Genomic DNA, 21,128 nt, shown 5'->3' with positions numbered 1-21,128 from the left:
GCTTCCTCAACTGCCCAGTTCCTTGACGACAACGCTCGGCGGCATCGACGCTCCGTCAACGCTGACGCGCCACTTCCACCCGCGCCAACCGCTCGTAATAGCGGGCCAGCGCGCTGTGATCCGCCGCCCCCAGCCCATCGGCCTGCAGCACCTGCATCATTTCCATCACCGCGCCGGTCAGCGGCAGCGGCGCGCCGATTTCCCGCGAGGTGTCCAAGGCATTGGCCAAATCCTTGATGTGCAATTCAATGCGGAAACCCGGTTTAAAATTGCGGTCCATCACCAGCGGCGCTTTGGCGTCCAACACCGTGCTGCCCGCCAGTCCGCCGCGAATCGCCTGATACACCAGATCCGGCTCCACCCCGGCCTTGGTCGCCAGCACCAGCGCCTCGGACATGGCGGCGATATTCAGCGCCACGATCACCTGGTTCGCCAGCTTGGTGACGTTGCCGGCGCCGATCTCCCCGGTGTGCACCACCGAGCCGGCCATCGCTTTCATCACCTCAAAACAGCGGTCGAACACCGCCCGGTCGCCGCCGACCATCACCGACAGCGTCGCGTCTATCGCTTTGGGTTCGCCCCCGCTGACCGGCGCATCCAGCATGGCTATCTGTTTTTCCGCCAGCGCGGCGCTGATTTCCCGGCTGGCGAGCGGCGCGATCGAGCTCATGTCGATCAGCACCAAGCCGGGTTTGCCGCCTTCGATGATGCCGTTTTCCCCCAGCGCCACCTGCCGCACCTGCGGCGAGTTGGGCAGCATGGTGATCAGAATATCGCTCTGCGCCGCCACCGCCTTGGGCGTATCCGCCGCGGTTGCGCCCAGCGCCGCCAGCTCGGCGGTGGTGTCCGCATGATGGTTGAGCACCACCAGCGAATAGCCGGCCTTCAGCAGGTTTTTGCTCATCGGTTTGCCCATGATGCCCAGGCCAATAAATCCAATTTTCATTCGGTTACCTCATTTTCCATCAGCAATAGGTTATTTTTTAAAGCGATCGCACAGCGCCTGGGTGGCGCCGCGCAAGACGCCGAGATCGCTGCCGACCGCGACAAAGCGCGCGCCCCATTCCAGATAGCGACGCGCATCGGCTTCGGCCGGCGCCAAAATGCCGCTCGGTTTGCCGTGCGCCGCCGCTCGCTCCAGGATATGGCGAATGGCCGCTTGCACCTGCGGATGATTCGGCTGGCCGAGATAGCCGAGCGCCGCGGAAAGGTCGCCCGGGCCGACAAAAATGCCGTCGACGCCCTCCACCGCGGCGATCTCGTCCAGATTGGTCACCCCCGCCTGGCTTTCGATCTGCACCAACACGCTGATGTTGTCGTTGATGGCGGCGAAGTAATCCGGCACCGTGCCGTAACCGTTGCTGCGATGCGAAACGGACACGCCGCGGATGCCCGCCGGCGGATAGCGAGTCGACGCCACCGCCAATCGCGCCTGCTCCGCGGTCTCGACGAACGGGATCAGGAAATTGTCGAAACCGATATCCAGCAGGCGTTTGATGATCACCGGCTCATTGCACGGCGGGCGCACCACCGCCGCGCTGTCGCTGTCCTTCAGCGCCATCAGCTGCGGTATGAATGTGGCGACGTCGTTGGGCGCATGCTCGCCGTCCAGCACCAGCCAGTCGAACCCGGCCAACCCCAGCACTTCGGTGGTTATCGGGCTGCCCAGCGCCGACCAGCAGCCGATCAGGGTTTCTCCCTGCAGCAACGAACGGCGAAAGCGATTGGGAAGCAGGCGACTTTTCATGGCGTATCCTTGTAGTTGAACGTGAAATAGAAGGTTGGCGGCGCTAGCGCACCAGGCACGGACGTTTGGCGTCGAAGGCCCAGTCAGTGACCAGGTACTGCATGCCCTGGGCGTCGTTGCGCGCGCCCAGCCCATGCGTCTTGTAGAGTTCGTGAGCCTTCATCAGCCGATCGCGGTCCAACTCAATCCCCAACCCCGGCTTTTTCGGCACCTCAACCCGCCCGCCGATAATCTGCAGCGGCTCATGCGTCAGGCGCTGGTTGCCTTCCTGCCAGATCCAGTGGGTATCGATAGCGGTGATGCGCCCCGGCGCGGCGGCGGCGACGTGGGTGAACATCGCCAGGGAAATGTCGAAGTGGTTGTTGGAATGCGATCCCCAGGTCAGGCCGAACTCGTGGCACATCTGCGCCACCCGCACCGACCCCTGCAGGGTCCAGAAATGCGGGTCGGCCAGCGGGATATCCACCGCCTGCAGCTGCAGCGTATGCCCCATCTGCCGCCAGTCGGTGGCGATCATGTTAGTGGCGGTCGGCAACCCGGTGGCGCGGCGGAACTCCGCCATCACCTCGCGGCCGGAGAAGCCCTGCTCGGCGCCGCACGGATCCTCGGCATAGGCCAGCACGTTGCGCAGCTGTTTGCCGAGGGAAATCGCCTCGTTCAGCGACCAGGCGCCGTTCGGATCCAGCGTAATGCGCGCCTGCGGGAAACGCTCCGCCAGCGCGCTCACCGCTTCGGCTTCCTCACCGCCGGCCAGCACGCCGCCCTTGAGCTTGAAGTCGTTGAAGCCGTATTTTTCATACGCCGCCTCCGCCAGCCGCACTACCGCCGCCGGCGTCAGCGCCTCTTCATGCCGCAGCCGATACCAGTCGCAGCGCTGATCCGGCTGGCTCTGATAAGGCAGCGGCGTTTTATTGCGATCGCCGAGATAAAACAGGTAGCCGAGCATTTCCACCGAATCGCGCTGCTGGCCGTCGCCCAGCAGCGCCGCGACCGGCACCTCGAGCAACTGGCCGAGCAGATCCAGCATCGCCGCCTCGATGCCGGTAACCACATGGATGGTGGTGCGCAGATCGAAGGTCTGCTGGCCGCGCCCGCCGGCGTCGCGTTCGGCGAAGCGGCTGCGCACCGCCGCCATTACGTTCTTGTATTCGCCCAGGGTTTTCCCCACCACCCAGGGCCGGGCGTCTTCCAGCGTGCGGCGGATGTTTTCGCCGCCCGGCACTTCCCCGACGCCGGTATGGCCGGCGTTGTCCTGCAGGATCACGATGTTGCGGGTAAAAAACGGCGCATGCGCGCCGCTCAGGTTCAACAGCATGCTGTCATGGCCGGCGACCGGCACCACCTGCATGGCGGTAATTTTGGCTGCGCTACTGAGTGTGGTCATCAGGGTCTCCTCGAGAAAAATCAGCGGCCAAAGGCCGGGCGTTTACGATCAAACTGCCATCCTGGCACCAGATACTGCATGGCGGCCGCGTCGTTGCGCGCGCCGGAAGGCAGTTGCTGATGCAGGCGGTGCGCCTGTTCCAGCGCGTTCCAGTCCAGCTCCACCCCCAGGCCGGGACGATCCGGCACCGCGATGCGCCCATTGACTATCTGCAGCGGATTGTGGGTCAGGTGCTGCCCTTCCTGCCAAATCCAGTGGGTATCGATGGCGGTGGGTTTGCCCGGCGCGGCGGCGCCGACGTGGGTGAACATCGCCAGGGAAATGTCGAAGTGATTGTTGGAATGGCAGCCCCAGGTCAGCCCCCAGTCATCGCACAGCTGGGCGACGCGCACCGCGCCGTGCATGGTCCAGAAATGCGGATCCGCCAGCGGAATGTCCACCGCCTGCAGCATTACCGCATGGCTCATCTCGCGCCAGTTGGTGGCGATCATGTTGGTGGCGACCGGCAGCCCGGTGGCGCGGCGAAACTCCGCCATCACCTCGCGGCCGGAAAAGCCCCGTTCGGCGCCGCACGGATCCTCGGCGTAGCTGAGGATGCCGCGCATGTCCTTGCACAGTGCGATCGCCTCGTCCAGCAGCCAGGCGCCGTTGGGATCGACGGTAATGCGCGCATCGGGAAAGTTTTTCGCCAGCGCGCAAACCGCGTCGATCTCCCGTTCGCCCGGCAGCACGCCGCCCTTCAGCTTGAAATCCCGGAAGCCGTAGCGATCTTGCGCCGCCGCGGCCAGCTCGACGATCGCCGCCGTGTCCATCGCCTGCTGGTGTCGCAGGTGATACCAGGGATGGCGCCCCCGCTCACCGGGTTGGTACGGCAAGTCGGTTTTTTGCCGATCGCCGATATAGAACAGGTAACCCAGCACCTCAACCTCGTCCCGCTGGCGGCCCGGCCCGAGCAGTTCCGCAACCGGCACGCCGAGGAACTGCCCCATCAGATCAAGCAGCGCCGCCTCCAGCGCCGCCACCGCGTTGACCCGCAGCTCAAAGGTCCAGGCGCCCTGGCCAAAGGCGTCGAAATCGGCTGATTGATTGCCGCAGTGAATATCGTGCACCAGCCGGTTCATGCGAGCCAGCTGCTGGCCGATCACCCGCGGCGCGGCGTCCGCCAGCGTGCGGTAAATCACCTCGCCGCCGGGCGCTTCGCCCACGCCGGTATGCCCGGCGCTGTCGGTCAGCACCAGGATGTTGCGGGTAAAACAGGCCCCGTGCGCGCCGCCGATGTTCAACAGCATGCTGTCGTGGCCGGCGACCGGAATGACGCGCATATCGGTAATGATCGGCGTGCTTTGCGTGTTGCTCATGATGCTTTCCTTAACTCCGCAGCGGTTTCAGTTCGATACGTTTGATTTCGCCGACGATGAACAGATAGCTCACCACCGCCAGCAGCGCGTGAATGCCGACAAACACCAGTGCGCCGTTAAACGATCCCGTGGTGCCGATGATGTAACCGATGGCGATCGGCGTGACGATGCCGGAGATATTGCCGAACATATTGAACAGCCCGCCGCTCAGGCCGCTGATTTCCTTCGGCGCGGTGTCCGCCATCACCGCCCAGCCGAGCGCCCCGATGCCCTTGCCGAAGAACGCCAGCGCCATGATGCCGACCACCATCCATTCGGCGCTGACGTAGTTGCAGAACACCATCGACATCGACAGCAGCATGCCGAGAACGATCGGCGTCTTGCGGGCGAAGGTCAGCGACTGGGTGCGGCGCATCAGATAATCGGAGATCACGCCGCCCAGCACGCCGCCGAGGAAACCGCAGATGGCCGGCACCGAGGCCACCATCCCGGCCTTGAGGATCGACATGCCGCGCGCCTGCACCAGATACACCGGAAACCAGGTGATGAAGAAGTAGGTCAGCGCATTGATGCAGTACTGGCCGATATAAACCCCGACCATCATGCGCGATCGCAGCAGCTGCTTGATCTGATGCCACTTCTCGCCTTTGGCCTGGCGCTTTTTCAGCTGCGGTTGATCCATGTTGATCAGCGCGCCGCCGGCTTCGATATAGTCCAGTTCGGCCTGGTTGATGCCCGGATGATCCTGGGGATCGTGCAGCACCTTCAGCCAGATGAAGCTGAGCACAATCCCCAGCCCGCCCATAAAGAAGAACACGTGCGACCAACCGACGGCGTGCGTCAGCCACCCCATGATCGGCGCGAAGATCACCGTGGCGAAGTACTGCGCCGAGTTGAATATCGATACCGCGGTGCCGCGCTCATGCGCCGGAAACCAGGCGGCGACGATGCGGCTGTTGCCGGGGAAAGACGGCGCCTCGGCCAGCCCCACCAGGAAACGCAGCGCGAACAGCGCCGCCACGATGCCGAAGCCGCTGAAGATATCCACAAAGCCCTGCAGCAGGGTGAACAGCGACCAGATGAAGATGCTCCAGAAATAGACCCGTTTCGAACCGAAGCGGTCCAGCAGCCAGCCGCCGGGGATCTGCCCGATGACATAGGCCCATGAGAAAGCCGAGAAGATGTAGCCCATGCCCACCGGATCCAGACCGATATCCTTGGCCATGGCGGATCCGGCTATCGACAGGGTGGCGCGATCGCCGTAGTTGAACGAGGTCACGATGAACAGCATCACCACGATCCAGTATCGGGTGTGGGTTCTCTTGATCGAACTCGCTGCGGAGCTGATTGTCGACATTGTGTTCTCCTGAATGATAGCGGCTTGCTATATTCATCCTGAACTACGGATAGAGTTAATATCTCAGAATGAAATCGATTGAATTAAATTGCGGCCAACATTGAGCGGTGCGGTTAATACCTCAGCGGCAATGTTTATATCCAATGAATTTCACTACGTAGAAAAGTATATTCGCCCCGACCGGCGAGCTCATCGGGCAATATGCCAAGGATAACGACAATATCTTCGGCAATTTATGGCATCTGCCCAAGGGAATGGCGGCTGGCTCACGAAAAGCCGCCGCAGCGCCCCGTAACGTGAGCGGCCTCACAATCGGCTGGTCCGATGCCAAATAATTCGCCGCCAACGCACGCCAATCCCGGTCATTTGCATAATGCCGCGCGCCAACGCCGCGCTTATACTGATTAATGAGCAAACGTGCCGGTTATTATTTACAGCGCCCACCAAGAATAATCAGACCCAGGATAATGAGCATGTCTGAAATTAATAACAACGATGAAACACCTCTTTATATAAAAGTCCATGAGGACGATAACGTCGCCATCGTCGTCAATAACAATGGGCTCGCCAAAGGCGCCCGGTTCCCCTGCGGATTGCAGCTGCTGGAACATGTGCCTCAGGGCCATAAGGTGGCGCTGCGCGATATTCCCGCAGGCGGCGATATTGTCCGCTACGGCGAAATCATCGGCCATGCGCTGCGCGCCATTGCACGCGGCTGCTGGATAGACGAGTCGCTGGTGTCGTTGCCCGCGGCGCCGGAGCTGCATCGCCTGCCGCTGGCCAATAAGGTGCCCGCCGCGCTGCCGGCGCTGGAAGGCTATAGCTTCGACGGCTACCGCAACGCCGATGGCAGCGTCGGCACCCGTAACCTGCTGGGGATCACCACCAGCGTGCACTGCGTCGCCGGCGTCGTCGATTATGCGGTGAAGATCATCGAACGCGACCTGCTGCCGCGCTATCCGCAGGTGGACGGCGTCGTCGCCCTCAACCACCTCTATGGCTGTGGCGTGGCGATCAACGCCCCGGCGGCGGCGGTGCCGATCCGCACCCTTCACAATCTGGCGCTCAATCCCAACTTCGGCGGCGAAGTGATGATTGTCGGGCTGGGGTGCGAAAAGCTGCAGCCGGAACGGCTGCTGCAGGGCACGCCCGACGTTCAGGCCATTTCGCTCGACGAACAGCGCATCGTGCGCCTGCAGGATGAAAAACATGTGGGTTTCAAATCGATGATCGACGACATCCTGAGGGAAGCCGAACGCCATCTGCAGCGCCTGAACGCTCGCCGCCGCCAACGCTGCCCGGCCTCTGAGCTGGTGGTCGGCATGCAGTGCGGCGGCAGCGACGCCTTTTCCGGCGTCACCGCCAACCCGGCGGTGGGCTACGCCGCCGATCTGCTGGTGCGCTGCGGCGCGACCGTGATGTTCTCGGAGGTCACCGAAGTGCGCGACGCGGTGCATCTGTTGACCCCCAGGGTGGCGGATGAACAGGTTGGCAAGCGCTTGCTGGAGGAGATGGCCTGGTACGACGCCTATCTCGAAGCCGGGCAAAGCGATCGCAGCGCCAACCCCTCGCCCGGCAACAAGAAGGGCGGATTGGCCAACGTGGTGGAAAAGGCGCTGGGCTCCATCGCCAAGTCCGGCAGCAGCGCCATCGTCGAGGTACTGTCGCCCGGCCAGCGCCCCAGCAAACGCGGGCTGATTTTCGCCGCCACCCCCGCCAGCGACTTCGTCTGCGGCACGCAGCAGCTGGCCTCCGGCATGACGCTGCAGGTGTTCACCACCGGCCGCGGCACCCCCTACGGCCTGGCGGCGGTGCCGGTGATCAAGATGGCGACCCGCAACGCGCTGGCGGAGCGGTGGTACGATCTGATGGACATCAATGCCGGCACTATCGCCAGCGGCGAAGCCACCATCGAGCAGGTCGGCTGGCAGCTGTTTGAACTGATGCTGGATATCGCCAGCGGGCGCAAGCAAACCTGGTCGGATCAATGGGGGCTGCACAATGCGCTGGCGGTGTTCAACCCGGCGCCGGTGACCTGAAGCGCTCAGGCATCGGCATCCAACTGCAGGCTGATGTACAACAACAGCCGATCGTCGAAGCTGGCCAGGTTGAGCCGGGTCAGCTCCGCGATGCGATTGAGGCGATACTCCAGCGTATTGCGATGAATATACAGCGCCTTGGCGGTCGCCGTCGGCTGTACGTTATGCAGGAACCAGGCGGCCAGCGTACGCAACAGCAGGCCGTTGCCGTCCATCGACTTGAGCCGCGCCAGCGGGCGCGTCAGCTCATCCGCCTGCCAGCCGCCGCGCAGGCTGTCCAGCAGCACCGGCAACATCAGATCCTGATAGTAGTAGGTGCGCTGTTCCGGCATGCGCTGCTTGCCGACCGCCAGCGTGGTGCGCGCGGTGCGGTAAGAACGGGCGATGCTGCCCGGGCCGGTAAAGTAGTTGCCCAGCGCGATGCGCACCCGCAGCCGGCTGCTTTCATTCATTCTCGACAGCAGATTGTCGACCCGCCGTCGATGCTCTTCGGCCTCCCAGCGCCCATGGCCGTTGAGCGCCGGTTTCAGCACCACCATTTCGCTCAGCGAAACGATGGCGATTAAGTTGTCGCGCTCCGGCATGGTCAGCAGCGTTTGCAACTGCTGCAGCTCGGCCATGGCGCTGTCGACGCCCAGCTGGCCGCTGTCGACCTCCACCACCGCCGCCACCCGCGGTTGGTTCGGATCGATGCCCAAACGCTGCGCCCACTCCATCAACGCCGGCGAGAGTTCGTCGGTGCGGATCAGATTCAGCACCAATTCTTCGCGCAGCCGGCTGTCCTGCGCCAGCATATGCAGCAACCGCGCCTGTTCCAGCATCATTTCGGCGGTCATGCACACCAGTTCGCCATATTGGCGCAGCTGGCCCGGATTGCCGGTCAGGCCGATGACGCCAACGATGCGCCCGCCGATGCGCAGCGGCAGATTCACGCCGGGACGCACGCCGTGCAGATGCCGCGCCACCCCTTCGTCGATATCCACGACCCGCGCCTGCGACAGCACCAGCAGCGCCCCTTCATGCAGCTCCCCCACCCGTTCACGATCGCCACTGCCGATAATCTTGCCGCGCGCATCCATCACGTTGACGTTGCTGCCGATGATTTTCATGGTGCGCGCGACGATTTCCTGCGCCAGTTTGCCATCGAGATGGTATTCCGACATGCCTATCTCCTGCCCGGAAAAGTGCCAAACGCCCAGCATAGCGACGGCGATCGTCGGGCACATTGTGCAGTTGCCCAAAGCTGGGCGGCAGCCGCTGGAGTTGTGGCGAGGTTCACAGTTTCGCTTTTATGGCATGAAAAAGGCACGCCGAAGCGTGCCTTGCGTTGCCTGCCGGGGGCGATTACTGCATCAGCAGATACAGCTGGCTGTCGCCGCGCTGGATATTCAGCGCCAGCACCGACGGTTTGCTGTCGAGGATTTTGCGCAGTTCGCCCAGATTTTGGATCGGCTGCTGGTTCACGCCCAGGATCACATCGCCTTTTTTCAGGCCGATGCGCGCAGCGGCGCTGCCGGCCTTGACGTTGTCCACCTTGACGCCTTTCTGCGCGCCGAGCTGGGTATTGCTCAACTCGGCCCCTTCGATGCCGGTATAGATATTGCCGGACTCCACCTGAGTCTGGGCGCTCTGCTCCAGCGTCACGTCGACGGTCAGCGGTTTGCCGTCGCGGATGATGCCCAGCGACATCTTGCTGCCGACCGGCTGGGTGCCGATCTCCGCCCGGAACGAGGCGAAGCTGGAAATGGCCTTGCCGTTCATGGTGACGATCACGTCGCCGGCCTTGATGCCCGCCTTGGCGGCGGAAGATTTCGGCATCACCTGGCTGACGAACGCCCCGCGCTGCGCGTCGACCTTCATCGCCTTGGCCAGCTCGGAGTTCAGCTCGGTGCCCATAATGCCCAGTTCACCGCGTTTCACCTGACCATACTCGACCATCTGCGCGGTCAGGTTTTTCACCATGTTGCTCGGGATGGCGAAACCGATGCCGATATTGCCGCCGTCCGGCGCCAGGATCGCGGTGTTGATGCCGATCAGCTCGCCGTTCAGGTTGACCAGCGCGCCGCCGGAGTTGCCGCGGTTAATCGCCGCGTCGGTCTGAATGAAGTTCTCGTAGTTTTCGATATTCAACCCGCTGCGGCCCAGCGCGGAAACGATGCCCGAGGTGGCGGTTTCACCCAGCCCATACGGGTTGCCGATCGCCACGGTGTAATCGCCGACGCGCAGCCGATCGGAATCCGCCATCTTGATGGCCGTCAGATTCTTGAAGTCTTTCAGTTGGATCAGGGCGATGTCGGAACGCGGATCCTTGCCGATCACCTTGGCGTCGAAGCGGCGCCCGTCGCTCAGCTGCACCTGGATTTTATTGGCGTTGTCCACCACGTGGTTGTTGGTCACCACATAGCCTTTAGCCGCATCGATCACCACCCCGGCGCCCAGCGCCTGGAATTTTTGCTGCGTGCCCTGCGGCTGGCCGTCCGGGCCGGTCTGCCCGCCCTGACACATCGGCGAGCCCTGGAACGGCGAACCGTCCTGGCAGAACGGCGAGTCTTCCCCGAAGAACTGCTGGAACTGCTGCGGCATTCTCGGCGTATTGACCGTGGTGCTGCCTTCGACGTTGATGCTCACTACGGAAGGCATCACCTTTTCCAGCATCGGCGCCAGGCTCGGCAACTGCTGGGTGCTGGAAGAGGCGGTTTCGGCGGCGTTGGCCGTCACCGGGCCCATCGCCATGCCGATACTGAATGCCAGTGCGCTCAGAACTAATGCGGTTTTTTTCATCTGTGTGTCTCTTATAAAGTCGTGCAGAAAAGTATTACGGTCTTGTGCATAGTCAGAGTTAATTAATACACTGAAGTTCCGGCGCAGATTATGGGTAATAGTAAACAAATATTGTCTGTCTTTACAAAACTCGAGACAGACAACCGTTTGGAATCGCTGGTAATTATTGAATGTATGAATTATTCCGCCGCCATTAATCTGCGGTATTCATCGTAAGCATAAAGGTCCGTCATTCCGCTGATGTAATCCTGCAATAAACGCGCGCGGAAATAATATTCTCTGATCGCCTGCTGGTCCTGCGACAAATGCTGCAGCCCTTCAACCGCTTCGACATACGCCAGCCGGTGCTTGGTGGAAAGCTTGTGGAACAGCCGCGTTTCAATCGGGTAGGCGCGGTGGCTGTCTTCCTGCACCAGCTGGGTAAAATCGCCCAGCGGCATCGCCAGCAGCGGGCTGTAAATGTCCAGCAGGCCGCTGATCACCCGATACCCCTGCAGCTCGAGCTGCTCCACCTCCGGGTGGTTGAATACGTGCTTGAACGCCACATTCTTGAATATTTTCAGCAGTTGGTAGGCCGGGCTGGAGTCTTCCAGCAGCGCCTGATTGAAGTGGCCCTGGTACACCGCGTCCAGGTTGTCGATAAAGCGCTGCGCCGCGTGCGGCACCAGCCGCGCTACGGTAAATACCCGCAGATACATGAAGAACTGATCTTCCGCGCTGCGCCGCGCGCCGCCCTTATCGATTTTACGGAAGGCGCTGGCGACGGTTTTATCGAATAGATCCCCCGGCGCAATGTCGCCCCACTCTTGAATAAGATGCTGATACAGCTGCTCGACGGTGAAAATATTTTTTTCCACCGCGTCTTCGAGATCGGCAATGCAATAAGAAATATCGTCGGCGGCCTCCATAATATAGGTCAGCGGGAAACGATCGAATTCGCCCATATGCAGTTCGCGCCGCAGCCGATCGACGAAGGCTTCCTCCGCCAGATAATAACCGGGCTTTTTCATCAGGTAGCTGCGGCCGGCCGGGATCTCGCTCGCCCAATAGGCCGGGCGGGTATATTTCAGGATGCAGCCCACCTGGGCATAGGTCAGATTGAGCTTCAGCAGGGTATAGACCATGCGGATCGCCTGAGCGTTGCCTTCAAAATGGCTCAGGTCCTGACGGATGCGGCTGCGCAGCCGATTAAGATCGCTCTCTCCTTCGTGCAGGCGCAGCACCGCGACCTGACAGCGATCGTGGCTGCCCGGCTCGCTGCCGCAGCTGGCGGGATCGAGCCGCTGGGCGAACCAGTCGTTGATCGCCGACTCGCCGAAGTGGCCGAACGGCGGATTGCCGATGTCATGCATCAGGCAGGCCATTTCTACGATGCTTTCGAAGGGCGCGAGCAACCGGGCCAGGCCGAGCTCGTCGATGCGCCCATCCTGCTTGAAGCGGTTGAGGATCTCTTTGGCGATATGCCGCCCCACCTGCTGCACCTCCATCGAGTGCGTCAGGCGGCTGCGCACCGCCGCGTTGCGTTCCAGCGGAAACACCTGGGTTTTCTGCTGCAGACGGCGGATCGCCGCCGAGTTGACGATGCGCCCGCGATCGCTCTCGAACTGCCGCACGATGTCGTACTCTTCCTCGGCCTCGATCGGTTTGCTGAATGGCCGCTGGAAGCTGATTTTTTGTTTGAAGTCGATCCCGGACATCTGTTTCTCCGCGGTTGCGCCCAGCCCCCGTGATAACAATTCCCGACGGCGGATGCAACGGATTATCTCTCTCTGACAGCCATGATAGACTATGGCGCAATTCCCACACCCCAACAGCGAGTGTTATTTATGAAAGTAGGCATCATCGGCGCCATGGAGCAGGAAGTCACCCTGCTGCGCGATCAAATAGAAAACCGTCAGACCATTCAACGTGCGGGCTGTGAAATCTATACCGGCCAGATCGGCGGCGTTGAGGTTGCGCTGCTGAAGTCCGGCATCGGCAAAGTCTCCGCGGCGATGGGCACCACCCTGCTGCTGGAACATTGCCAGCCGGACCTGGTGATCAATACCGGCTCCGCCGGCGGCCTGGCCAGCACCTTGAAAGTGGGCGACATCGTGGTCTCCGAAGAGGTGCGTTACCACGACGCCGACGTGACCGCCTTCGGCTATGAGCCGGGCCAGATGGCCGGCTGCCCGGCGGCTTTCGTGGCGGACGACGCGCTGATCGCCCTGGCGGAAAGCTGCATCAAACAGTTGGATCTGAACGCGGTGCGCGGCCTGATCTGCAGCGGCGACGCCTTCATCAATGGCGCGGAACCGCTGGCGCGCATTCGCGCCACCTTCCCGCGCGTTGCGGCGGTTGAAATGGAAGCCGCGGCGATCGGCCACGTCTGCCACCTGTTCGGCACGCCGTTCGTGGTGGTGCGCGCCATCTCCGACGTCGCCGACAGCGAATCGCACATGAGCTTTGACGAGTTCCTCTCCGTGGCCGCCAAGCAGTCCACGCTGATGGTCAACGCCATGCTGCAGACCCTGGCCAAGCGCGGTTGATGTGAAGCCGGGCTGCATTCTCCTGCCGTGGCTGCTGGCGCTGTGGATGGCGCTGCCCGCAGCCGCCGCCCAACGCGTAGTCAGCCTGGCGCCGAACGCCACCGAACTCGCCTATGCCGCCGGCATGGGCGAGACGCTGTTGGCGGCCAGCGCCTTTTCCGATTATCCGCCGGAGGCCGGCAGGCTCGAGCAGGTGGCCTCCTGGCAGGGCATCAACCTCGAGCGGGTGCTGGCGCTGAAACCGGATCTGATCCTGGCGTGGCGCGGCGGCAACCCGCAGCGGGTGCTGGATCAGCTCGCCTCGTTCGGCATTCCGATCTTTTACGCGGACGCCGGCAATATCGACGAGATCGCCCGCTCGCTGGACAGCCTGGCCCAATACAGCCCGCATCCGCAGCAGGCGCATCAGGCGGCGGACGCCATCCGTCGGCAAATCGCCGATCTGAAACAAAAATACGCCCACAACCCGCCGCGCCGCGTGCTGCTGCAGTTCGGCACCCAGCCGCTGTTCACCAGCTCCGGCGCCACCCTGCAAAGCCAGGTGCTGTCGCTGTGCGGCGCAGAAAATATCTTTGCCGAGAGCCGCATGCCCTGGCCGCAGATCAGCCGCGAACAGGTGCTGGCGCGCCGCCCGCAGGCCATCGTCATCACCGGCGGCGAAGCGCAGATCGCCAGCGTAAAAGCCTTCTGGGCGCCGCAGCTGCAGGTGCCGGTGATCGCGCTGAACGAGGACTGGTTCAACCGCGGCGGACCGCGCATCGTGCTGGCGGCGCAGCAGCTGTGCCGCCAACTGGCGGAGATGCCTTAATGCTGGTGTTCTGGCTGGATATTCTCGGCACCGCGGTATTCGCCATTTCCGGCGTGCTGCTGGCCGGCAAACTGCGTATGGATCCGTTCGGCGTGCTGGTGCTGGGGGTAGTGACCGCGGTCGGCGGCGGCACCATCCGCGATATGGCGCTGGCCAACGGCCCGGTGTTTTGGGTCAGGGATCCTACCGATCTGGTGGTGGCGATGATCACCTGCGTGCTGACGCTGCTGCTGGTGCGCCAGCCACGCCGCCTGCCCAAGTGGATCCTGCCGGTGCTGGACGCCGTCGGCCTGGCGGTGTTCGTCGGCATCGGGGTCAACAAGGCTTTCGCCGCCGGCACCGGCCCGCTGGTGGCTATCTGCATGGGGGTGATCACCGGCGTGGGCGGCGGCATTATCCGCGACGTGCTGGCACGCGAGATCCCGATGATCCTGCGCACCGAGATTTACGCCACCGCCTGCATCATCGGCGGCATCGCGCACGCCACCGCGTTTCACACCTTCGGCATGCCGCTGCAACAGGCGATGATGCTGGGCATGGTCATCACCCTGGCCATCCGGCTGGCGGCCATCCGCTGGCACCTCAAGCTGCCCGCGTTCATTCTCGAACGCTAAGGGCATAAAAAAACCCGCGAGCCGGAGCGGCTGGCGGGCTGATCATGCGGCGAGGGGCTTCAGATGCTGAACGAAGAGCCGCAGCCGCAGGTGGTTTTGGCGTTGGGGTTGGTCACCACGAAGCGCGAACCTTCCAGGCCCTCGGTGTAGTCCACCGAACCGCCCACCAGATACTGCAGGCTCATCGGATCGACCACCAGCGCCACGCCTTGCTTCTCGATGGTCATGTCGCCATCGTTGACCTTATCGTCAAAAGTGAAGCCGTACTGGAATCCGCTGCAGCCGCCACCGGTAATGTAAACCCGCAACTTCAGGTTCGGATTTTCTTCGTCAGCAATCAGGAATTTAACCTTGCTTGCCGCTGCCTCGGTAAATTGCAGGGGCAGTGCTGTTTCATCACTCATACTCTTTACTCCCAACATTGTTCAGCATCAGAACGCTACAATGGCAGCCTGATTAATATTAACGATTATCCGATACCTGAGTGTTGCGTTCAAGTATTCACCGCATTTGTTGTATTTTCTTTACCTGTTTTCTCCGCCGCTTCGCGCTCCCGCAGCGCCTCCTGCTTTTGCAACGTACGGGCCAATATGGAGGAATACAACGGCTTACCGCCCAGGAACTGCGCCACCAGCGTGGCGCCGAGGCAGGTAATGATCATCGGCAGGATCAGCTGATAATTGTCGGTCATTTCCAGCACCAGCACGATGCCGGTCAACGGCGCGCGCACCGTGGCGGCGAACAGCGCCCCCATGCCGGCGATGGCGAAGGTGCCCGCCTCCAGGCCGTACTGCGGAAACAGATGCGCGCCCGCCAGGCCAAAGGCGGTGCCGAACAGCGTGCCCAGCGCCAGCATCGGCGCAAAAATGCCGCCCGGCGCGCCGGAGCCGAAACACAGCAACGTGGTGAACACCCGGGTAATGAAAATGAACATCAGCATGCCGACGCTGTAATTGCCCGCCGCGGCGATCGGGATCAGTCCGAAACCGCCGCCCGCCGCCTCCGGCTGGATCAGCCCCAGGATGCCGCAGACGCCGCCGAGCAGCCCGCCCATCAGCAGCACGTTGCGCATTTTGCCGCCGTGCAGACGCGCGAACATGTCCTGGGTGCGGAAAATCAGCGCGTTGAACATCACGCCCACCGCGCCGAATATCGCCCCCAGCACCAGATACAGCCACAGGGTGTTAATCGGCGCCGAAGAGAGCCTGCCGACCGCGATCACCGAGCCCTCGCCGTTAAACAGCTGAAACACCACGCTCGACATGATCACGCCGATGAACACCGCTTTAATCGAGATCAGGTTGTAGCGGAACTGCGGGCGCATCTCTTCGATAATGAACAGAATGCCCGCCAGCGGCGCGTTGAACGCGGCGGACAGGCCGGCGGCTGCGCCGGTGGCCAGCAGCGAATGGCGCGCCTCGGCGCCGCGCATGCGGAAAATGTCCAGCACCATGCGGCCGACGTTGCCGCCCATCTGCACCGTAGGCCCTTCCCGCCCCAGCACCATACCCGCCCCCAGCGTGCCCATGCCGCCGATAAACTTCACCGGGATCACCCGCCACCAGCGCACCGGCCGCAGCTCTTCCAGCGCGCCTTCGATTTCCGGAATGCCCGAGCCGCCGGCTTCGGGCGCATAGCGCCGCACCAGGTAATAGCCCAGCGCCGCCAGCGCGGCCGACAAAATAAACGCCAGCGGCCACACCAGGATCCAATAATCGGCCACCTGAACCAGCGCGCTCAGCCGCTGTTGCTGCACCCACTCCACCGCTTTGTCGAAGGCCACGCCGAGCAGGCCGGCCAGCGTGCCCACCAGCGCGGCCATGATCAATACCGCGACCGGCGTCTTGTCGCGGCGGATAAACTGGCGCACCGCATCGCTGCGCTTCAGGCGCGGCGCCGCCGCTGAAGGCTGTTGCTGCATTTCAGTCATAACGGGTTATTCATTCGCGTGATCAAAGGTAATACAAATAGGTAAGACGGCTATTCTACCTTACCCCCATTCCGGCCGCCGCTGTTAATAGGTATCTGACTGTGATCGTTTCATAACGCGCCGCACTCCTCTAGAATAGCGCGGGTCAAATCATTCAAAGAGAATCCAGGAGCCGATTTATGAGCTTACACAGCAAGTCCGAAAGTCTGTATGCCCAGGCGCAACAGTTGATCCCCGGCGGGGTTAACTCTCCGGTGCGTGCATTCACCGGCGTCGGCGGTGTGCCGCTGTTTATCGAGCGGGCAGACGGGGCTTACCTGTTCGACGCCGACGGCAAGGCCTACATCGATTACGTAGGCTCCTGGGGACCGATGGTGCTGGGGCACAACCACCCGGCGATCCGCGACGCGGTGATCGAAGCGGCGCAGCGCGGGCTGAGCTTCGGCGCGCCGACCGAAATGGAAGTCAAAATGGCTCAGCTGGTGACCGAGCTGGTGCCGACCATGGATATGGTGCGCATGGTGAACTCGGGCACCGAGGCCACCATGAGCGCTATCCGCCTGGCGCGCGGCTACACCAACCGCGACAAGATCATCAAGTTCGAAGGCTGCTACCACGGCCACGCCGATTGCCTGCTGGTGAAAGCCGGCTCCGGCGCGCTGACCCTCGGCCAGCCGAACTCGCCGGGCGTGCCGGCGGACTTCGCCAAGCACACCCTGACCTGCACCTATAACGATCTGGACTCGGTGCGCACGGCGTTCGAGCAGTACCCTTCGGAGATCGCCTGCATCATCGTCGAGCCGGTGGCCGGCAACATGAACTGCGTGCCGCCGCTGCCGGAATTCCTGCCGGGCCTGCGCGCGCTGTGCGACAAATACGGCGCGTTGCTGATTATCGACGAAGTGATGACCGGCTTCCGCGTGGCGCTGGCCGGCGCGCAGTCTTATTATGGCGTTGAGCCGGATCTGACCTGCCTGGGCAAAATCATCGGCGGCGGCATGCCGGTAGGCGCCTTTGGCGGCCGCCGCGAGGTGATGGAAGCGCTGGCGCCGACCGGCCCGGTTTATCAGGCGGGCACCCTGTCCGGCAACCCGATCGCCATGGCTGCGGGCTACGCCTGCCTGACCGAAGTGTCGCAGGCGGGCGTTCACCAAACGCTGACCGAACTGACCGAAATGCTGGCGGAAGGCCTGCTGCACGCGGCGAAAGAAGAGAACATCCCGCTGGTGGTGAACAACGTCGGCGGCATGTTCGGCCTGTTCTTCACCGACGCGCCGGCGGTCACCTGCTACCAGGACGTCATGCGGTGCGACGTGGAGCGCTTCAAGCGTTTCTTCCACCTGATGCTGGAAGAAGGGGTCTATCTGGCGCCTTCGGCCTTTGAAGCGGGCTTTATGTCCGTGGCCCACAGCAAGGAAGACATCCAGCGCACTATCGACGCCGCGCGCCGCTGCTTCGCCCGGCTGTAAGCTCCACATCAAAAACAACGGGCGCCGCGGCGCCCGTTTCGTTTGCTGCGATGTCGATTTACAGCAACGTGCCGTAAATGGTCAGCACCGCCACCACCACCACGATAATCATCGTCACCTTGCGCGCCAGCGTCACCGCCGCGCGCGGCGTTTGCACCGGATCCGTATGCGGATCGCGCGCCAACGAGAACTGCGCCAGCCGCGTCAACACCTGATACGACGAAGAATGACCATCGCCCAGCGAGGCGAACCAGGCCGGCAGCGCCTTCTCGCCGTGCCCGAACAGCGCATAGGCTACCCCGGCCAAACGCACCGGGATCCAGTCCAGCCAGTTCAGCAGATGATCGATACCCGACTGCGAACGTTCCAGCGGCGTATTGTGCCGCGCCAGCCAGGTTTGATAGGCGCGCAGGAAAGAGTACCCCGCCAGCGCAATCGGCCCGTAAGGCCCGCAAACCACAAACCAGAACAGCGGCGCCAGATAGTAGCGGAAGTTAATCCACAGCAGCGCATTTTGCAGCTCGCGCAGCCGCAGCTCTTCGCTGCAGTCCACCGGCAAACCGTGGATCAGCGCCAGCTCTTCCGCCATCTGATCGCTGGCGTGGGAATCCCCCTGCCGCGCCGCCTTCAGATAGGCGCGATAATGCTTGCGCTTGATGCCGGCGCCGACGCACAGCAGATCGATGACAATCCACAGCAGCAGCGTCACCACGCCGAAGAACAGCCCCTGAGACAGCCACAGTATGCCCCACACCACCACCATAAAGGCCAGGGTCATCGCCAGCGTTTGCGCCAACGACACCCGGTGCAGACGCTGGAACACCACCTCCAGACGGTGGTCCAACTGCCAGTGCTCACCCAGTTTGAACAGGCGCTCCCATGCCAAAACCAGCAACAGCGTAAACAGCGTCATTAGCGACTCCTCTCCCTTTTCCTTTTCTCAAGCATAGCGTTAGCCGCCCCCTCGCGTTGTTCCAGAGATGCCAGATAGCGATCCCAGTCGAATGCCGGGCCGGGATCGGTTTTGCGGCCGGGGGCGATGTCGCTGTGCCCGGCAATGTGCGCCGCCAGCGACGGGTACTGCCCAATCAACAACGCGCTGACCGCCTGCAGGCCATGATATTGCTGCGGGGTATAGGGCAGCAGATCGGTGCCCTCCAGCTCGATGCCGATGGAGAAGTCATTGCACTTTTCACGCCCCCGATACGCGGAAACGCCGGCGTGCCAGGCGCGCCGATCGAAAGGCACGTACTGAACGATTTCGCCGTCGCGGCGGATCAGGCAGTGCGCCGAAACCCGCAGCTGATGAATAGCGGCGAAATAAGGATGATCCGCGGGATCGAGCGTGCCGGTAAACAGCCGATCGATATAGGGGCCGCCAAATTCGCCGGGCGGCAGGCTGATGTTGTGGATCACCAATAACGAAGGCGGCTCATCGTCCGGGCGCCGATCGCAATGCGGCGAGACCACCCGCGTGACCCCGACAATCCAGCCATTTTCCAACTGCATCAGACACCTCTCTGCGGTGGTACTTGTTCCTGCAACAGAGTAGCATGTTCCCCTACGATCCAACCGTCCATTTCGGAGTTTTCCATGCCGACACGCCGCTACAGTGCCGACAGTCGCCGCACCGAGCTTCTTGAACGAATTGAAAGTGATATCCCCTATGCCGTCGCCCAGGCGCTGCGTGAAGATCTGGGAGGCGCAGTCGACGCCGACCGCGATATTACCGCGCAATTATTACCGGCCGACAAGCAGGCCGAGGCCACCGTCATCACCCGCGAGGCCGGCGTGTTCTGCGGCCAACGCTGGCTGAACGAAGTCTTTATCCAGCTGGGCAATCAGGTAAAGGTGGAATGGTTGGTGGCGGATGGCGAGCGTCTGGCGCCGGATCAGCCGCTGTGCCATCTGCGCGGCCCGGCCCGGCTGTTGCTGACCGGCGAACGCACCGCGCTGAACTTTGTGCAGACGCTGTCCGGCGTGGCGACCGAAGTCAGCCGCTACGTGGCGCTGCTGGAGGGCACCCAAACCCGCCTGCTGGACACCCGTAAAACCCTGCCCGGCCTGCGCACCGCGTTGAAATACGCCGTACTGTGCGGCGGCGGCGGCAATCACCGGCTGGGGCTGTCCGACGCTTTCCTGATCAAGGAAAACCATATCATCGCCTCCGGTTCGATCAAAAATGCGGTGGAGAAGGCCTTCTGGCTGCACGCCGATGTGCCGGTTGAGGTGGAAGTGGAGTCGCTGGACGAACTGCGGCAGGCGCTGGACGCCGGCGCCGACATCGTCATGCTGGACAATTTCAGCGTCGAAATGATGCGCCAGGCGGTGGCCCAGACCCGGGGCCGCGCCCAGCTGGAAGTGTCCGGCAACGTCACCGGCGAAACGCTGCGCACCTTCGCCGAAACCGGCGTGGACTACATTTCGGTCGGCGCGCTGACCAAGCACGTGACCGCCCTCGATCTGTCGATGCGCTTCAAATAATCCTCGCCTTCCCGCCGCGGCGGGAAGGCCCTTTCCCCGCCTGAATTGCGCGCTGCCCCCCAGATTTTTTCATCCCGCTGCAAGCGAAACCGCCTGCGCGGGAAGCGCCCCGAGAAACGCGCCGAAGGCGCTCGAAGCCCGCCTGCAGACCGGTTACCGTCCCCTCCATACCGACATGGAGGAAACGAAAAATGGCAACGCAACGCGGCTTTACCCTGATAGAACTGATGGTGGTGATCGCCATCATCGCGATACTGAGCGCCATCGGCATTCCGGCTTATCAGCGCTACATCCAGAAAGCGGCGATGACCGACATGCTGCAGGCCATGGCACCCTATAAAATGGCCGTGGAGCTGTGCGTGCTGGACGACGGCGCGCCGACCGACTGCAACGCCGGCAGCAAAGGCATCCCCGCCGGCGGGACGTCGCGCTACGTCAGCGCCCTAGAGGTCGGCAAGGGGACTATCTCGCTCACCGGCGCTCAGACGCTGTCGGGGCTGAAGGTGGTGCTGACGCCCACGCAAAATGCCGGCGGCCAAACCCGCTGGGCTCGCCTGTGCACCAGCGAGAATGCCAATCTGACTGAGGTGTGCCAGCAGGTATTCCGCTTTGACAACGCTGCGGAGTAA

General features: G+C 62.6%; 19 protein-coding genes. 7 read left to right on the top strand and 12 right to left on the bottom strand.

Annotated elements, in window-relative coordinates; genetic code table 11:
• Positions 1–55: 55 nt before the first annotated feature.
• From garR to CKW09_RS04080, 5 genes are read right to left on the bottom strand one after another with little or no spacing between them, the layout of a single operon-like run.
• Positions 56–946 (bottom strand): 2-hydroxy-3-oxopropionate reductase, encoded by an 891-nt coding sequence (gene garR / locus CKW09_RS04100; protein ID WP_095095777.1) that lies wholly within the window; start codon positions 944–946, stop codon positions 56–58.
• Between the two features lie 30 nt (positions 947–976).
• Positions 977–1,747, bottom strand: a complete 771-nt coding sequence (garL, locus tag CKW09_RS04095; RefSeq protein WP_061794996.1) for a 2-dehydro-3-deoxyglucarate aldolase — start codon at positions 1,745–1,747, stop codon at positions 977–979.
• Between the two features lie 43 nt (positions 1,748–1,790).
• On the bottom strand, positions 1,791–3,131 hold the full coding sequence (gudD, locus tag CKW09_RS04090; RefSeq protein ID WP_061794995.1) for a glucarate dehydratase: 1,341 nt from the start codon (positions 3,129–3,131) through the stop codon (positions 1,791–1,793).
• Positions 3,132–3,151: 20 nt separating this feature from the next.
• The gene (locus tag CKW09_RS04085; protein ID WP_095095775.1) at positions 3,152–4,489 is read right to left on the bottom strand and encodes an enolase C-terminal domain-like protein; all 1,338 of its coding nucleotides are present in this window, start codon (positions 4,487–4,489) and stop codon (positions 3,152–3,154) included.
• Between the two features lie 10 nt (positions 4,490–4,499).
• Positions 4,500–5,846 carry an MFS transporter gene (locus tag CKW09_RS04080; protein WP_061794993.1) on the bottom strand — a complete coding sequence of 449 codons (1,347 nt, stop codon included), beginning with the start codon at positions 5,844–5,846 and terminating at the stop codon, positions 4,500–4,502.
• 473 nt (positions 5,847–6,319) lie between these two features.
• Here CKW09_RS04080 and garD point away from each other — a divergent pair, with 473 nt between their 5' ends.
• The gene (garD, locus tag CKW09_RS04075) at positions 6,320–7,885 is read left to right on the top strand and encodes a galactarate dehydratase (protein ID WP_095095773.1); all 1,566 of its coding nucleotides are present in this window, start codon (positions 6,320–6,322) and stop codon (positions 7,883–7,885) included.
• Between the two features lie 5 nt (positions 7,886–7,890).
• Here the strand turns inward: garD and CKW09_RS04070 are convergent, their stop codons facing one another.
• The 3 genes from CKW09_RS04070 to dgt all read right to left on the bottom strand — a co-directional run bounded on the left by CKW09_RS04070 (position 7,891) and on the right by dgt (position 12,363).
• Complete coding sequence (locus CKW09_RS04070) at positions 7,891–9,048, bottom strand: CdaR family transcriptional regulator (protein WP_061795076.1); 1,158 nt, start codon at positions 9,046–9,048, stop codon at positions 7,891–7,893.
• 181 nt (positions 9,049–9,229) lie between these two features.
• The gene (gene degP, locus CKW09_RS04065; RefSeq protein WP_061794991.1) at positions 9,230–10,666 is read right to left on the bottom strand and encodes a serine endoprotease DegP; all 1,437 of its coding nucleotides are present in this window, start codon (positions 10,664–10,666) and stop codon (positions 9,230–9,232) included.
• Positions 10,667–10,845: 179 nt separating this feature from the next.
• Positions 10,846–12,363: a dGTPase gene (dgt, locus tag CKW09_RS04060; protein ID WP_061794990.1), complete on the bottom strand. Its 1,518-nt coding sequence runs from the start codon at positions 12,361–12,363 to the stop codon at positions 10,846–10,848.
• Positions 12,364–12,492: 129 nt separating this feature from the next.
• On the opposite strand from dgt, the gene mtnN reads away from it, so the two are divergent.
• Genes mtnN through CKW09_RS04045 form a run of 3 tightly spaced genes read left to right on the top strand, consistent with a single transcriptional unit; the run spans position 12,493 to position 14,616 of the window.
• Entirely contained in the window at positions 12,493–13,194 is a 702-nt protein-coding gene (gene mtnN, locus CKW09_RS04055; RefSeq protein WP_061794989.1) for a 5'-methylthioadenosine/S-adenosylhomocysteine nucleosidase, read from the top strand.
• 46 nt (positions 13,195–13,240) lie between these two features.
• Complete coding sequence (btuF, locus tag CKW09_RS04050) at positions 13,241–14,002, top strand: vitamin B12 ABC transporter substrate-binding protein BtuF (RefSeq protein WP_231922146.1); 762 nt, start codon at positions 13,241–13,243, stop codon at positions 14,000–14,002.
• Positions 14,002–14,616 (top strand): TRIC cation channel family protein, encoded by a 615-nt coding sequence (locus CKW09_RS04045; protein ID WP_095095772.1) that lies wholly within the window; start codon positions 14,002–14,004, stop codon positions 14,614–14,616. Before btuF ends, CKW09_RS04045 begins: the two co-directional genes overlap by 1 nt.
• 59 nt (positions 14,617–14,675) lie before the next feature.
• Here the strand turns inward: CKW09_RS04045 and erpA are convergent, their stop codons facing one another.
• Together erpA and clcA are read right to left on the bottom strand one after the other, a co-directional pair.
• Positions 14,676–15,020 carry an iron-sulfur cluster insertion protein ErpA gene (gene erpA / locus CKW09_RS04040; protein ID WP_095095769.1) on the bottom strand — a complete coding sequence of 115 codons (345 nt, stop codon included), beginning with the start codon at positions 15,018–15,020 and terminating at the stop codon, positions 14,676–14,678.
• 89 nt (positions 15,021–15,109) lie between these two features.
• A complete protein-coding gene (gene clcA, locus CKW09_RS04035; RefSeq protein ID WP_061794985.1) occupies positions 15,110–16,546 on the bottom strand; it encodes a H(+)/Cl(-) exchange transporter ClcA in 1,437 nt (478 codons plus the stop codon).
• A 179-nt stretch (positions 16,547–16,725) separates the two neighbouring features.
• Between clcA and hemL the strand changes: the two genes are divergently transcribed.
• Positions 16,726–18,015 (top strand): glutamate-1-semialdehyde 2,1-aminomutase, encoded by a 1,290-nt coding sequence (hemL, locus tag CKW09_RS04030; protein WP_061794984.1) that lies wholly within the window; start codon positions 16,726–16,728, stop codon positions 18,013–18,015.
• A 58-nt stretch (positions 18,016–18,073) separates the two neighbouring features.
• On the opposite strand, the gene ampE is transcribed toward hemL, so the two are convergent.
• Positions 18,074–18,928, bottom strand: coding sequence for a beta-lactamase regulator AmpE (gene ampE, locus CKW09_RS04025; RefSeq protein WP_061794983.1), 855 nt, complete (start codon positions 18,926–18,928; stop codon positions 18,074–18,076).
• Positions 18,928–19,524 carry a 1,6-anhydro-N-acetylmuramyl-L-alanine amidase AmpD gene (ampD, locus tag CKW09_RS04020; protein ID WP_061794982.1) on the bottom strand — a complete coding sequence of 199 codons (597 nt, stop codon included), beginning with the start codon at positions 19,522–19,524 and terminating at the stop codon, positions 18,928–18,930. The genes ampE and ampD overlap by 1 nt, the downstream gene beginning before the upstream one ends.
• Positions 19,525–19,608: 84 nt before the next feature.
• Between ampD and nadC the strand changes: the two genes are divergently transcribed.
• Both nadC and ppdD read left to right on the top strand, forming a co-directional pair.
• A complete protein-coding gene (gene nadC, locus CKW09_RS04015) occupies positions 19,609–20,499 on the top strand; it encodes a carboxylating nicotinate-nucleotide diphosphorylase (protein WP_061794981.1) in 891 nt (296 codons plus the stop codon).
• A gap of 191 nt (positions 20,500–20,690) precedes the next feature.
• Positions 20,691–21,128, top strand: coding sequence for a prepilin peptidase-dependent pilin (ppdD, locus tag CKW09_RS04010; RefSeq protein ID WP_095095766.1), 438 nt, complete (start codon positions 20,691–20,693; stop codon positions 21,126–21,128).

Origin of the sequence: Serratia ficaria (genome assembly GCF_900187015.1) — a bacterium.
In the GTDB taxonomy this organism is placed as follows: domain Bacteria; phylum Pseudomonadota; class Gammaproteobacteria; order Enterobacterales; family Enterobacteriaceae; genus Serratia; species Serratia ficaria.
The sequence above is the reverse complement of the archived record's forward strand: the minus strand, read 5'-3'. Positions and strand labels throughout refer to the sequence as shown.